This window comes from Undibacterium sp. 5I1 (genome assembly GCF_034314085.1).
GTDB lineage: Bacteria > Pseudomonadota > Gammaproteobacteria > Burkholderiales > Burkholderiaceae_D > Undibacterium.
On sequence record NZ_JAVIWI010000001.1, the window covers coordinates 3,816,753 to 3,831,845 of the forward strand.

Sequence of the window (15,093 nt, forward strand, 5' to 3'; positions counted from 1 at the left end):
CGCAAACCGATCAAGAAGTGCCTCGCGACGATTTTTTCCCAGTGTATTTGGGTATATCAACATTACCGATAGAAACGGTTTGTGCGATCTGCCATTCTTCCCACAAACCACTCATCCATAAGCCTATTTGCTCCCGTGTAGCTGTTGCGCTGGATATTGACGGCGACAGCCGGCCTTTGGCCATCACATGCATGCGATCGCATAAGGCAAACAATTCATCCAGCTCTTCGGAAATTACCAGCACGGCGCAACCAGCTTCTTTCAGCAAGCGTATCTCTTGATGAATTTGTGCCGCCGCACCAATATCTACGCCCCAAGTCGGTTGCGCTATGATGAAGACATCTGGCTGCAGCATGATCTCGCGCCCGACAATAAATTTTTGCAGATTGCCGCCAGACAGACTTTTTACCAATGCCGCCGGTCCGCCCGCTTTTACGCGGAAGCGATCAATGATTTGTGTTGCTGCCTCTACCACTTGTTTAAACCGGATCATGCCGTTGACGACTAAAGGCGCTCTCTGGTGCGACAACAACATATTTTCGGACAAACTCAGCTCTGGCACGGCACCACGTCCCAAACGTTCTTCCGGCACCAGACTCTGACCTTGCGCACGTCTGGCCTTGGGACCGAGATGACCGACCGGATTATTTTTCAGCAAAATCATATCAGGCTTGGCGCGTCTGTCTTCGCCTGACAAGGCGGCGAGCAATTCTTGCTGACCATTGCCGGATATGCCTGCAATACCAACGATTTCACCACCGAATAAATCCAGATGAATGTTATCCAGTGCTGTGGCAAACGCATGGGCTTTTGGTAGCGATAATTGCTGAATTTTTAAACGTATATTACCGAGGGCATGGGGGGTAATCGCGCGTGGTTGTTCTGGTTCGGCACCGATCATCAGACGCGATAAACTGGCTGCGCTTTCTTGACGTGGGTCGCAACGTCCGGTGACTTTGCCGCCGCGCATGACAGTCGCGCTATGGCAAAGCTCGCGGATCTCATCCAGCTTGTGGCTAATATACAAAATGCTGCAACCATCCTTCGCGATTTTGCGCAAGGTAATAAACAATGTCTGTACTGCTTGCGGCGTTAACACAGAGGTTGGTTCGTCCAGGATCAGCAGTTGTGGATGCGTTAGCAGGGCACGCACAATTTCTACCCTTTGCCTTTCGCCTACCGACAGTGTATGAACATGCCGCTGCGGCTCTAGCTCCAGACCGTAGTTGTCGCCAGTTTTGCGTATTTGCTCTGCCAGATCTGCCATGTTGGTTTTAGCGGCCAAGCCAAGCGCAATATTCTCGGTGACGGTCAACGTATCAAATAAAGAGAAATGCTGAAACACCATCGCAATACCTAACCGACGGGCCTCTTGCGGATTATTGATGCGGACTTCCTGACCATTCCAGCGCACCGAGCCTGCATCAGGTCTGACGGCACCAAAGATGATTTTCATCAGCGTCGATTTGCCGGCACCGTTTTCACCCAACACAGCATGAATCTCACCTGCCGTTACGCTCAAGCTAACATCGTCGTTGGCGATTACCGTGGGATAGCGCTTGCAAATGCCAGACAGTTCTAATCTGAGTGCCGATGAGGTCGGCTCAACCGGACGTGCGAAAGCCAGCGCAATATCAGTAGGCGTAGCTGTAACAACAGCGGGAGGCATGGGGGATGACATCTGCTTCAATTTCGACCGGTCAAATTTACTTGAATCACCATATACTCCCCCATTATTTATGATGGATATCGTCTATTACCCATTAATATTATGGGTAGTTAAAATATACTGGTTATGAGTATAAATATACAGCCCAAAAAATTTAACTGATTTGGCGCAAAATTCTGATATTTTTTGAACCATTTGATGGGCGTAATTACGACTTAAAGTATCAGCATCGCCCGGAAATCATTCACGTTCGTCAGCGTTGGCCCTGTCACAATTAAGTCACCTAGTGCAGAGAAAAATCCATAGCCGTCATTATTCTCCAACAGTACCGCAGGCCTCAGCCCTAATTTTTGTGCGCGTCGTATTGTATCTGGTGTGCAGATCGCTCCGGCGTTATCTTCAGAGCCGTCAATGCCATCGGTGTCACAAGCCAGTGCATAAATCCCGGGATGTCCATCCAGCGTTTTGACCAGGCTGAGTAAGAACTCTGCATTGCGCCCGCCGCGCCCGTTGCCACGCACGGTGACGGTCGTTTCGCCGCCAGACAAGATCACACAGGGTTTGCTGAATGGTTGATCTTTATTTGCAATCTGTTTTGCCAGCGCTGCATGCATCATGCCTATGTCGCGTGCTTCGCCTTCTATTCCATCAGACAAAATATAGGCGTTAATCCCGGCAACACGCGCTGCGCTTGCTGCGGCATCCAATGCATGTTGGGCCGTGGCGATGATGTGATGCTGATGTTGTTGAAAAATGGGATTGTCCGGCTTTGGCGTCTCACCTGCACCGGATAACAAATGCTGCTCGATATTTGCAGGAATAGTGATCGCGTATTTGCGCAAAATGGCTAATGATTGCTCGCAGGTGGTCGCGTCTGGCAAGGTCGGGCCGCTGGCAATCACACCAGCTTCGTCACCTGGAACATCGGATATCAACAGCGTTATGACTTGTGCCGGTGCACAGGCCAAACCCAAGCGCCCCCCTTTGATGGCAGACAAATGCTTACGGACGCAGTTCATCTCACCGATGCTCGCGCCACTTTTCAGCAGTGCTTTGTTGATTGCCTGCTTTTGCTCCAGCGTGATATTAGCCGCTGGTAGCGCGAGCAAGGATGATCCGCCGCCAGAGATCAGACATAGCACCAGATCATCTGCTGTTAATCCCTGTACTATTTGCAATATACGAGCGGCAGCCTGCTGACCTGCAGCGTCTGGTACCGGATGTGCTGCCTCGATTACTTCGATTGTTTTGCAGGTTGCGCAATGCCCGTACCGGGTTACTACAAGGCCGGTGAGTTGATCCGTATTTCCTCGCCAATGTTGCTCAACCACCTTGGCCATGGCTGCTGCACCTTTACCCGCACCGATCACAATCGTGCGTCCTTTGGGTGGTGGCGGCAGAAAAGCTGGCAGACATTTCTCTGCACTGACAGCATCCACCGCAGTCTGATACAAGGAACGTAAAAAAGCGCGCGGATCGGAAATTGTCATCACAGGTCTTTAAAAAATGAAATTAACAGGGCTTACGCACAATTGTTCCAGCAAGGAGCCGCATCGGAACTGGGGCAGTTTTGCGTAAGTCCTAATTAAAGTAGGATAGCGCTTTTAACTCTTTGCACAATACGACGATGATAAACCAGAGTAATTACGATTTTAGTTCCGTCCATCATGCCATGCAGCGTTATGTTGATAAAGAGATTTTGGCGGGCGTGTCCACTGCGGTGCTGGTCGGGCGCGACCTGGTCGATGTGCATTGTGCTGGCTGGGCAGACAAAGAGAACGGTATCGCTTTGCGTGAAGATCATTTATTCCGTATTTTTTCAAATAGCAAACTGGTGACCTCGATCGCCGTTTTACAATTGATGGAAGCAAATAAGTTGCAGCTCGACGATCCGATTGAGCAGTATTTACCGCAACTGGCCAAGCGCCGCGTACTTAAACCCGGCGCCATCAGTCTGGAGGATACCGAACCCGCTAGGTCATCAATCACCATTCGCCAATTACTGACACATACCTCGGGCTTAAGTTATGGCCTGCTGGATCACGGCAGCATGATTTACAAAGCTTATGTTGAGCGCAAAGTATTGAACGCAGCCGCACCTTTATCCACCCTGATTGATGTGCTGGAAGAGTTGCCTTTGACCTTCCATCCCGGGACACAATGGGAATATTCGATCGCCACGGACGTTTTGTCTCGTCTGGTCGAAGTCGTCAGTGGCGTCCCTTTTGATATGTATTTGAAGGCGCATATTTTTGATCCGCTAGGTATGCAGGACACCAGTTTTTGGGTCAACAGTGAGAAGCAAAATCGGCTAACGGCGTATTACTCTGGCAGCGATCCCAGTAATATTTTGCAACGCGGACTAAAGCGGCTGGAAAATTCCCCTTATCCAGGCGCTTTCGTCACGCCCGTGCCACGCTTGTCTGGCGGCGGCGGTCTGGTGTCCAGCTTGCACGACATGATCGCGCTACTACGCGGATTGCTGCCCGGTGGTGTTCAGCTATTACAACCTGAGACCATCGCACTGATGATGCGCAATCATTTACCCGACGGCACTGGCATCGCTTTTCCAGGCGTGGGTAACATCCCCGGCAAAGGCTTCGGACTGGGTGGTGCCGTGACCTTAGTACCGTCGTCGATAGATCCGGCCGCCTCTACAGGGGAATTTGAGTGGGGCGGCATCGCGGGAACGCATTGGTGGATTTCACCCAAGAACAACCTGGCTGGCGTGCTGATGGCGCAAAAGCAGATGAGCTTCTGGCATCCGTTTTCATTTGAATTTAAGCGCCTAGCCTATCAGGCGGTTGGTGCTAATTGATGTACTGATTGACGCCGGGCATCAGACAGGTTCTATGCCAACGAATTGATATTCATGGCAGTAATGAAAAATACAGAATGCAAATACTCATCCCCAGTAATTTTTAATCGTCCAATTATTATATGGGCAATAAGGCATATTTATACTTCAAGTTAGGGGAGTATATGAATTTTACGGCTCTGTTAGCGTTAAGTATCGATTTGAACTAAACCGAACTGCACCCTCCCCCACTTGCGGGAGAGGGTGCTTTTTGGAGTCCGCATGTAGCTTGAATGTAAATGCATGTCGCTACATTTAGTTTCCCAGTGGCGCCAATAAGGCCTGTAAATCCTCCACAGTAAACTTCGGTGCCAGCGCAGCATCGCTGCCTAAGATACCTTCCGCCAGCGCTGCTTTACGTGCTTGTAACTCGAGTATGCGTTCTTCTATGCTGCCTTCGACCACCAATTTATACACAAAGACGGCTTGCTCTTGACCAATCCTATGCGCGCGTGCGGTAGCTTGTTCTTCGACCGCCGGATTCCACCACGGGTCCATGTGAATGACGGTATCGGCAGCGGTTAAGTTCAGTCCTACGCCGCCTGCTTTCAGGCTGATGAGCAATACCGGTATCGTTTTGCTCTGGAATTCTGCGACCACCGCACCGCGCTGGGCCGGTGGTGTTTTCCCCGTCAGCGATAACCATGGCAATTCTAGTTCGTTCAGCCTTGTGGCAATCAGCGCCAGCATCTCTGTAAATTGAGAAAACACCAGTATCCGGCGTCCCTCAGCGACCAGATTCGGCAGCATATCGCTGAGCAGCTCCAGTTTGGCTCGCTCCATCGTTGGCGATCTTGCTGTTCCTGATCGCTCCTGTGCTTGTTTTAGCAGATAAGGATCGCAACAGACTTGGCGTAGTTTTAATAAGGCATCCAGAATCGTGATCTGGCCGCCGGTAAATCCTTTGCGCTGCAGGATGCGCCGCACCTGTTCGTCGGCAGCGACGCGTACGCTTTCGTACAAATCGCGCTGCTGGCCTTGCAGTTTCAGCCGTTTGATGACTTCGGTTTTTGGCGGCAGCTCGCTGGCAACATCTTGCTTTCGCCTGCGCAGAATAAAAGGCCGTATCCGTTGCGATAGCAATTGAGCCCGCAGGGTTTCGCCATTGACTTCGATGGGTTTGCGCCATAAGCGTGTAAAACTGCGCATATCGCCGAGAAAGCCTGGCATCAGAAAATCAAACTGGGTCCACAATTCGCCCAGATGATTTTCCAAGGGGGTTCCGGTGATGCACAGACGATGCCGGGCGCGCAACCGGCGCACTGCATCGGCACTGCGGCTGGCCGCATTTTTGACGGTTTGAGCTTCATCCAGTAGTAGTAAATGGAATTGATGCGCCTCAAGATAGGCAAGATCGCGCCACAACAGCGGGTAGGTGGTCAGGACGATATCCGCCTCTGACATTTGGTCAAATCTGTCGGCACGCTCCGCACCTTGCAAAGCCAGTACGCGCAGCCCGGGTGTCATACGCCGCGCCTCAGCCTGCCAGTTAAAAATCAGCGAAGTAGGTAATACGATGAGGGCAGGGCAATCAAGACGCCCAGCTTGTTTTTCTATCAGAATATGCGCCAGCGCTTGCGCCGTTTTGCCCAACCCCATATCGTCCGCCAAAATCCCTGCCAGGTGATGGGTACGTAAATATTGTAGCCACGCTACGCCATGCAATTGATAAGGCCGCAGCGTAATGTTTAAGCCTTCTGGCGCGGTCACGGCTTGCGGGCTTCCCGCTGTTGTTAAGCGGTTTGCCAGTGCACGCAGCCCCAAGTCACCTCGTAATTGCCAGCTGCCATGCACACCGGCACGGTCGGCCTGACTGTCTAACAAACTCTGGCGCAGGGCTTCTAGCCTTTGGGTGTCCCAGGCGGACAAATGTAAAGCGGTTGAGGCTGGATTGTTCAGGCGGGTGTCGTCAGTGAGCAAGTCCAGCATATGCATCACGATGGCTTTTAAAGGTGCGGCTACAGCGTCAATCCGTTTGCCGCCTGGTGCCCTTAGCTGTACGACTTCCAGATCGTCAATCGCCATGACTTGCTTGATGTTTAACCAGCGTCTGTCGCGTTGGAGCAAATTGGCAAGCAAAGGTACCAGATCAAGAATTTGTCCATCAATCTCAACTCCGAGACTCAGTAGCCATGAGCCTTCCCGCGCAGGTAGCCCAAGCCGGCTGATGTTGGCAATAGCATTGCTATCGATACCGTTCGTATTTGGAAGGCGAGTAGTCTGTTCTTCATTACGCCTGAGTTCCCCGCTATCTTGGTCAATGCGTAGATGCCAGGCTTCCACCGGCACACTTTGATGGCCAAAGCCAGGACGTATCACCACCGACCAGCCCAGCGCCTGTAATACTGGCAATTGCTCAGCCCAAAAATCGCCAAAAAAATGTTCTTGCTGCAAACTCCAGAACGGACCCAACTCGGTTGCCGCCGCCTCATCCCGCCATTGCAAACAGTTTGCAGGCAAGGGTTGTAAATTCAGTTCCCAGACTTTGTCCAGTGCATCGGCTTCTGCACCCAGATCACGCAGTAACAGAAAAGGCTTAGCTTGCGCATCAAGTAGTTCCTGAGTGGAATGTGGCCGGCGGTTGAGCAGGGTGGTTGGCGCCGGTGTCTGCCAGGTAATGTTGTTTTGGGTGGAAGGGGCGACCGTGTGGTCGATTTTATACAGCCAGTCGATCTGCACTACCGTCACGCTGCCACCACGCGGACCAAAAGTGCCGGTCGGTTTCATCCCTAGCAGGCCATCGCCGCGCCCCAGAGTTTGCAAGGTGATTCTTGGGCGAAATGTGCCGGGCAGAGTGAGTACAGGTGCTTGTGACATTCTGGCTTAGTTCAGGAGCTTAGTGCAGGAGGATGGACGCCTTGCATCTTAAGCGAAAAGCAGCGCCGCAAGAGAAGTCTAGGAATCTGGCACAGCAGGCTATTGCACTTCAAGCTGTAAAAATGGCATTTCATCCGTCCAAAACAGCAACTCGCCACTTCGCCTCTTGAAGCCAAACTGGTGCTTGCTCATACTGCGGCATCATTCCCCCATTCCTCTTGCCTCAGGGATTCATCATGTTACGACAAACGGTTCTCGTATTCGCCACCACAATTGCTATCACATCTGGTCTGGTTGCATGCAGCAAAGATAAAAAAGATACAGCGAGTGCTGCTGCGTCCGCCGCTAGCAGTGCTGCTGCCAGTTCGGCTGCAAATACCGCCTCCGACAAAACCAGCGCAGGCGACAAAAAGGATGCTAAGCCACCAGTCAAACTTGTCATCGCGCCAGAAGATGTCATGACCGTACAAAGCAATGCGCTGGCATCAGGACCGGTCGTAACCGGATCGATACAGCCAGAGCGTAAGGCAGATTTACGTGCCGAAGTTTCTGCCGTGGTATTGCAGGTCTTGAAAGAAAACGGCGATATCGTTAAGCATGGCGATATTCTGGTCAAACTGGACGAAACCTCGATCCGCGACAATTTGGCCTCGGCTGAAGACAACGCCCGTAATGCGGCGTCGGCGCTGGATCAGGCGGATCGCGCCTTACAACGCTTAAAAACCCTACGTGCCTCAGGCATGACGTCGATGCAAGCGATGGATGATGCGGAGGTACGTCGCAATAGCGCACAAAGCGAATTATCCGCCTCCAAAGCGCGTGCGGTCGTCGCGCGGCAGCAGTTACAGCGCACGGTTGTGCGGGCACCGTTTGATGGTGTGGTTAGTGAACGCAAGGTATCGGCAGGTGATACGGCATCCATCGGTAAAGAATTGGTCAAGGTGATCGACCCTACCAGCATGCGTTTTGCAGGTCGCGTCTCTGCCGACAAAATTGCAATGGTAAAAACTGGTCAGGCGGTCAGCTTCCGCATCAATGGTTATGGCGGGCAAGAATTCCGTGGCAAAGTCAGCCGGGTTGATCCGGCTGCGAATGATGTCACGCGCCAGGTGGAAGTGCTGGTTACTTTTGCTGATACCAATCAGCCGCGTGTCTCTGGTCTGTATGCCGAAGGCAATATCGAGGCCGCGACCGTCAGCGCCTTAATGTTGCCAGAAGCGGCAGTAGTCAAGTCGGGTGACAAATCCTATGCATGGAAGATCGCAGGAAAAACTCTGAGTAAGGTCGATCTGCAAATCGGTAAGCGCGATCAGCGCACTGGCAACTATGAGGTGCGTAGTGGTCTGAGTGCAGGCGACATCATCATGCGTAATCCAAGCTCTAATTTTAAAGACGGTCAGTCGATAGAAATGGCAGTGGCTAAAGTAGCGATTGCGGCAGCGACAAGTTCTGCTACTGGTAATGCGAATGCCACTTCCAACGCGACTTCGGAAGGAAACTGATTATGTTTTTATCCGACTTCAGTATCAAACGACCTACCGCGACGATTGTCTTGATCGTTGCGCTGATGGCGATGGGTTTGCTCGCCATCACCAAGCTCAAGGTGAATCAAAATCCCGATGTAGAGGTACCCGGTCTATCGATTGTGATTGCCTATCCAGGCGCATCGCCTGATACGGTAGAGCGCGAAATCATCAACCGGATCGAGAAATCTTTGCTCAGCGTGTCTGGTGCGAGCCAAGTCTATGCCAGCGCAAAAGAAGGCACTGCCCAATTCGACGTGGAGTTCGTGTTTAAGAAAAACATGATCGAAGCCAGTGATGAAGTGCGTAACGTCATCGCCAGTGTCCGCTATAAATTACCGACAGAAATGCGGGAGCCGATTATTGAACGCTGGGATCCAGCTGCGCAACCTATTTTGAATCTGGCACTTTCCTCCAGCAAGCAAACGCATGCCGAAATTTCCCGCTTGGCAGAAGATCAGTTAGCGGACAAATTGCGCGGTGTCAGCGGTGTTGCCAACGTAGAGGTCAATGGTTCTTTAAAGCGTGAACTGTCGGTCTTACTACGCGCAGAAAAACTACGCGAATTTAATGTCTCCGCTGGAGAAGTCGTCAATGCGCTACGCAACCAGAATACCAACGCGCCGGTCGGTAAACTACGCGGTACTTTGGAGGAAGAAAGTATCCGTCTGGTTGGTCGCATTGAATCACCAGAAGAGTTCCAGAATATTGTGGTGAAACGCAATGGCGATCAAATCGTGCGTCTGGCACAGGTCGCCACGATTGAAGACGGCTTTGCTGATGTCAATGGATTGAGTATACGTAGTGGCAATCCTAACGTCGGTTTATTGATCACCCGCTCGCATGACGCGAGCACCGTCAGCGTCGCCAAAGCGGTACGCGATATGGTCAAAGAAATTAATACCGATCTGGATAAAAACCATCCCGGTACAAAGCTGGAAATCACGCGGGATGGCGGTAAAGATGCACAAAACAGTTTGAATAATGTGATCGAATCGCTGGTCTTGGGTGCAGGCTTAACTATTTTTGTGGTGTACGCTTTCCTCAATTCATGGCGTTCAACGCTGATCACCGCTTTGAGTTTACCTACCTCGGTGATTGCCGCATTTATCGCGGTCTGGTTGTGTGGCTTTACCCTCAACTTCATGACCTTGCTGGGACTGTCGCTAGCGATTGGCGTACTGATCGATGATGCAATTGTGGTGCGGGAAAATATCGTGCGGCACATGCAGCGCGGCTCTGATCGCCGTACTGCTGCACTGGAAGGTACGGCTGAGATTGGTATGGCGGTTGCTGCGACCACCTTCTCTATCATTGCGGTATTTATTCCTGTGGCGTTTATGCCGGGTATGCCCGGCGAATGGTTCCGTCCGTTTGCCTTGACGGTGACTTGTTCCGTCTTGGTCAGCCTGGGTATTTCTTTTACGCTCGATCCTATGTTGTCTGCGTATTGGGGTGATCCTGTCGATCATCACACAGCACCTAAAAAAGGTATTAGTAAAATCCTAGCGCGTTTTAATGACTGGTTTGATCATCAGTCCGACCGTTATAGCCAAGTGATCGCCTGGGCTTTGCATCATCGCCGCTGGATGGGGACAATTGCGCTGGTGACTTTGATCGCGGCTTTGGGTTTGCAGATTAAATGGGGCGGCACCAGTTTCTTGCCTACGGCGGATTCCGGCAACTTGATGATACAAGTGCGGACACCGGCATCCTCATCACTGGAATATGCTCGCCTGAAAATGGAACGCGCCGCAGCAATTGCACGCAGTATTCCTGAGACTAAAGAAACCAATAGCACAATCAATCCAGCTGGTGGACGTATCTATGTGGACATCGGAAAACGTACCGAACGTAAGCGCAGCGCCAAAGAAATTGCGGTTGAATTGCGTGAAAAAGTCCGTGGTCTGGTCGGTGCAGAATACGTGGTGCTGGATGATCTGAACAACGGTGCCCGCAAGCCGGTACAAATTGATTTTACCGGTCCTGATTCCCGCAAATTACTTGAAATCACCAGCGCCTACATGGATAAGTTGCGTGAAGTTCCTGGTGCCGTAGATATTGGATTGTCTGAGCAAGATCCTAAGAAAGAATTGAAGATCGAACTGAACCGTGGCTTAGCCAATTCTATGGGTATTTCATCCAACGACGCGGCACAAGCTTTACGGGTTGCATTTGCCGGCATTGAGGTGGGTGACTGGGTTGATCCTACTGGTGAAACCCGTGATGTGGCGGTACGTTTGCATCCCGATGACCGTGTCAGCAAAGAGAATATTGAACGTCTGCCGATTTCTGTCACCGGTACAAATCAAATGGTACCGCTGGATCAAATTGCGACGATTTCTATGGGTAAAGGCCCTTCTGGTATCGAACATGCCAATGGCAAGCGTACGATTACCGTGTCTGCCAACGCCCAGGGCCGGTCAAATGGCGAAGTGATTGACGATGCCTTGAAGCTGGCAAAGTCATTTAACTATCCGCCGGGCTATGGTTTGTCACTGGGTGGTTCTGGTCAGGATCAGCAAGAAGTATTTAGCGCCATGTTGATTGCCTTGTTATCGGGTATCGGTTTGATGTATCTGATTCTGGTCATTCAGTTCGGTTCTTTTACCGCTCCGCTCGGTGTGATGTTGTCCTTGCCCTTGTCACTGATCGGCGTGGTCGTCGCGTTATTGGTGACAGGTAGCACACTCAATCTGATGAGTTTTATCGGCATCATTATGCTGATGGGACTGGTCGCAAAAAATGCCATCTTGTTACTCGATGCGGCACGCAAAAATGAAAAGGAAGGCATGAACCGCGAAGATGCTCTGATGCATGCTGGCCGCATCCGTTTGCGTCCTATCTTGATGACGACGTTTGCACTTATTGCAGGCATGATGCCGGTCGCATTAGGCTTGGGTGAAGGCGGCGAGTTTTATAGTCCACTGGCAATCGCGATTATCGGCGGCACGATTACTTCTACGATTTTGACGCTGCTGGTCGTGCCAACTTTTTACGACAGTATTGAGATTGCACGTGATCGTATGATGGTCAAGATGCATCGCCGCATCCAGCGCTTTAATCCTTTATTGGGATTTACCATGACCATGCTGGAGGCCTTGTTCACGCTATTGTTCTTGCGATTGATTTATCGCCTGCTGAAAAAATTGGTCATGCTGGTGTCGGGTCGCGGTAAGCAAGTCAAAGAGAGCAAGCAGCAAGCGGCACCGATCTTATAAACAGTAAGTTGTGTGCTTGGTTGTTGGTTCAAACACTCGGTGAGTGAGTAAACCAACAACTGTTTCTTACTTACCGCTTCCTGTTTTATTGATTTATTGTTTCTTCAAGGGCTTATCAAATCAGATTAATTATTTGACTTGATAAGCCGCATCCGCAAACGAGCTGATTGGCAATAGATCGGCATATTCGGTAGGGCGTCCTTGTTGCTTCGCCATAAATGCTTCCATCAAATTACTGTTTTGCCAGATACCGGATTGCAGCCAGCCCATTTGTTGCAAGGCGTCATGCGTAGAATGGTCGCGGGCGTAGTGAATCGCTTGCTTGCTGCCCCAGATCGCTACCGGTGGTTTCTCCGCGATTTCAGCCGCCATTTGCAGCGCGGCGGCGAGCATGTTTTCTTGCGTATCAAATAGTTCATTGACCAGGCCAACCGCTAAGGCGCGTTGTGCTGGCAAGCGGCGACCCGTGTAAGCCATTTCGTGGACGATGCCTTCGGGTATCAATTTTGGAAGACGTTGCAAGGTGCCAAGGTCGGCGGTCATCCCGATATTAATTTCTTGGATGCAGAAAAAAGCATCTGTTGTTGCCAGACGGATGTCACTGGCGCACACCATGTCCACGCCGCCGCCGATACAACCACCCTGAATAGCGCTGATCACGGGCATACGCAAAGTTTCAATCAGATTAAACGCCTGATGCATGTCTTGCAGTGCCAGCACAATATTGGCACGACCGACTGCCGTCAAATCATCCATCGTCATGCCGCCGCTAGAAAAAACATCCAGCGACATGCCCGCCGTAAAGTGCTTTCCGGTAGAAGAAATGACCAGGGCTCTGGCGCTGGCTTCGCGTTGCAGGGTTTGCAGTATCTCGGTTAGTTCACGCCAAAACACCGGTTGCATGGTGTTTATACTGGCAGGGCGGTTCAGTTGCAGATGAGCGACTTTGTTGCTGATAGACAGGGAAAAACATTGGTAAGTCATGGTGTCTCCGATTTGGATTTTTAAGAATTCTTATGCTTCAGGCTGTTTAAGCGATTGCAATACGGCATTCACGGCTGCGCGATACAGTTCATCCGAATGCTCTTTTTTTAAATAATACCCTTTGAGTTCCAGGCTGATCACGCCATGCATTGCCGCCCACAAAAGACGCGCGGCATTGGTCGATTTAGTCGTCGTGGGCAGACTGCCTTCTTGTATGCAGTGGTCAAACTCATTGATTAGCGGCGTAAAGGATTCCCAGGCGGCGACCCGCGATTCTAGCGGCGGTACAAAACCGGCAATCGCATCGCCAAACATCACCATGTAATAGCTAGGATTACGGCGGGCGTATTGATGATAATTGGTGGCATACATCCACAACCGATCGAGACCATGCGTCTTTTCGGCAAGCGGCAGACTCGCTTCATAAGTGGCAAAGTCTTGCTTCAGTCGACTAAAACCTTCCAGATACAAGGCATTGGACAAGCCATCTTTGCCACCGAATAAAGAATACAACAAGGTTGTCGAACAATTGACCGCCTCAGCTACCTTGCGCACCGTGAGCGCGGCCGCGCCTTCTTCCACCAGCAAGCGGCTGGCGGCATCCAGCATGCCTTGGCGCAAAGTGCTGCGTAGCTCTTCCTGCCCCTGCTTAAAATCAATCACTTTGGGTTTTTGTGTTGGCATAATGACCCGCAAATTTTTTATGAAAAACAACGTTTTTTCTGATAACATCATATCAGCACCATTAATAAATACCAAAATAATTTCTAAGATCAGTACAAACATTAGCAAAAACGTCAGCACCAAGTTCAGACCAGACAAACCACAATAGAGACAAGATTATGACCACTTCTCATCTACCTAAAGCCTTACAAAATCTCTCGCTGCCAGTGATAGGTTCACCGCTCTTTATCGCCAGCGGTCCTAAGCTGGTCGCCGCCCAATGCAAGGCTGGTATCGTCGGCTCTTTCCCCGCTCTCAACGCTCGTCCGGCAGAATTACTAGACACTTGGCTGACCGATCTGAAAGCAGAACTGGCCGACTATCAAGCCGCCAATCCGAGCGCTAAAGTCGGGCCGATTGCGGTTAATCAGATCGTGCATCAATCCAATGATCGCCTCGCCCATGACGTAGAAATGTGCGTCAAGCATCAAATTCCTATCATCATTTCATCCCTGCGCGCACCACCAAAAGAGATGCTGGACGCGATCCATAGCTACGGCGGTATCGTCATGCATGACGTGATTTCTATCCGTCACTCAGAAAAAGCGTTGGAAGCGGGTGTCGATGGTTTGATACTGGTCGCTGCTGGTGCTGGTGGCCATGCCGGTGGTTTGTCGCCATTTGCGCTGGTCGGCGAAGTGCGCAAGTTCTTCAAAGGTCCGATTGCGTTGTCCGGTTCGATTGCCTCCGGCGATGCGATTTTGGCGTCGCAAGCTATGGGAGCAGATTTTGCCTACATCGGCTCACGCTGGCTGGCAACGCAAGAATCGAATGTGGATGATGGCTATCGCAATGCAATTATTGAATCCTCCGCAGCCGATATCGTCTACACCAACCTGTTCACCGGTGTGCACGGCAACTACCTGAAAAAATCCATCGTCGCTGCTGGCCTCGACCCGGACAATTTGCCAGTCGCCGATAAAACCGCCATGAACTTTGGTTCTGGCAGCAGCAGTAAAGCCAAAGCCTGGCGCGACATCTGGGGCGCAGGCCAAGGTGTAGGTCTGATGGAGGATGCGCCTAGCGTGGCGGAAGTCGTTGCACGTTTTAAGCTGGAATACGATGCTGCGAAAGCGCGTTTGATGGCGCTGTAATTGATTGCCAGTGTGTCCTGGACAAACTTGCAGGCGCGCTCAAAAATCACTCTAAAAAGCATCCACACCGGATGCTTTTTTATTTTGCTGGTAGCGCATTACTTCCTCATGTCATTCCGGCATGGTTTTAGCCGGAATCCCGTGTCTTCATCTTGATAACGTTTGCTGTCGCTAGTTTCCGGCTTAAAACACGCCGGAATGACGC

The 15,093-nt window shown here is 51.1% G+C and carries 9 protein-coding genes; 4 read left to right on the forward strand and 5 right to left on the reverse strand.

All coding sequences use genetic code 11. The features are described from left to right. Nucleotides 1–10: 10 nt before the first annotated feature. Nucleotides 11–1,669 (reverse strand): ABC transporter ATP-binding protein, encoded by a 1,659-nt coding sequence (locus RGU72_RS16715; protein ID WP_322120813.1) that lies wholly within the window; start codon nucleotides 1,667–1,669, stop codon nucleotides 11–13. A 215-nt stretch (nucleotides 1,670–1,884) separates the two neighbouring features. Continuing rightward, complete coding sequence (locus tag RGU72_RS16720; protein WP_322120814.1) at nucleotides 1,885–3,159, reverse strand: glycerate kinase; 1,275 nt, start codon at nucleotides 3,157–3,159, stop codon at nucleotides 1,885–1,887. 137 nt (nucleotides 3,160–3,296) lie between these two features. Here RGU72_RS16720 and RGU72_RS16725 point away from each other — a divergent pair, with 137 nt between their 5' ends. Continuing rightward, nucleotides 3,297–4,487, forward strand: a complete 1,191-nt coding sequence (locus tag RGU72_RS16725) for a serine hydrolase domain-containing protein (RefSeq protein ID WP_322120815.1) — start codon at nucleotides 3,297–3,299, stop codon at nucleotides 4,485–4,487. Nucleotides 4,488–4,781: 294 nt separating this feature from the next. On the opposite strand, the gene RGU72_RS16730 is transcribed toward RGU72_RS16725, so the two are convergent. Continuing rightward, the gene (locus tag RGU72_RS16730; RefSeq protein WP_322120816.1) at nucleotides 4,782–7,343 is read right to left on the reverse strand and encodes a DEAD/DEAH box helicase; all 2,562 of its coding nucleotides are present in this window, start codon (nucleotides 7,341–7,343) and stop codon (nucleotides 4,782–4,784) included. Nucleotides 7,344–7,579: 236 nt separating this feature from the next. Between RGU72_RS16730 and RGU72_RS16735 the strand changes: the two genes are divergently transcribed. Together RGU72_RS16735 and RGU72_RS16740 are read left to right on the forward strand one after the other, a co-directional pair. Beyond that, complete coding sequence (locus RGU72_RS16735; RefSeq protein ID WP_322120817.1) at nucleotides 7,580–8,845, forward strand: efflux RND transporter periplasmic adaptor subunit; 1,266 nt, start codon at nucleotides 7,580–7,582, stop codon at nucleotides 8,843–8,845. Nucleotides 8,846–8,847: 2 nt separating this feature from the next. Then, nucleotides 8,848–12,087: an efflux RND transporter permease subunit gene (locus RGU72_RS16740; RefSeq protein ID WP_322120818.1), complete on the forward strand. Its 3,240-nt coding sequence runs from the start codon at nucleotides 8,848–8,850 to the stop codon at nucleotides 12,085–12,087. 129 nt (nucleotides 12,088–12,216) lie between these two features. Here RGU72_RS16740 and RGU72_RS16745 read toward each other — a convergent pair whose 3' ends face one another. Then, nucleotides 12,217–13,071: an enoyl-CoA hydratase-related protein gene (locus tag RGU72_RS16745; RefSeq protein WP_322120819.1), complete on the reverse strand. Its 855-nt coding sequence runs from the start codon at nucleotides 13,069–13,071 to the stop codon at nucleotides 12,217–12,219. Between the two features lie 30 nt (nucleotides 13,072–13,101). Further along, on the reverse strand, nucleotides 13,102–13,755 hold the full coding sequence (locus tag RGU72_RS16750; protein ID WP_322120820.1) for a TetR/AcrR family transcriptional regulator: 654 nt from the start codon (nucleotides 13,753–13,755) through the stop codon (nucleotides 13,102–13,104). Nucleotides 13,756–13,913: 158 nt separating this feature from the next. Here RGU72_RS16750 and RGU72_RS16755 point away from each other — a divergent pair, with 158 nt between their 5' ends. Next, complete coding sequence (locus RGU72_RS16755) at nucleotides 13,914–14,888, forward strand: nitronate monooxygenase family protein (RefSeq protein WP_322120821.1); 975 nt, start codon at nucleotides 13,914–13,916, stop codon at nucleotides 14,886–14,888. Nucleotides 14,889–15,093: the final 205 nt, after the last annotated feature.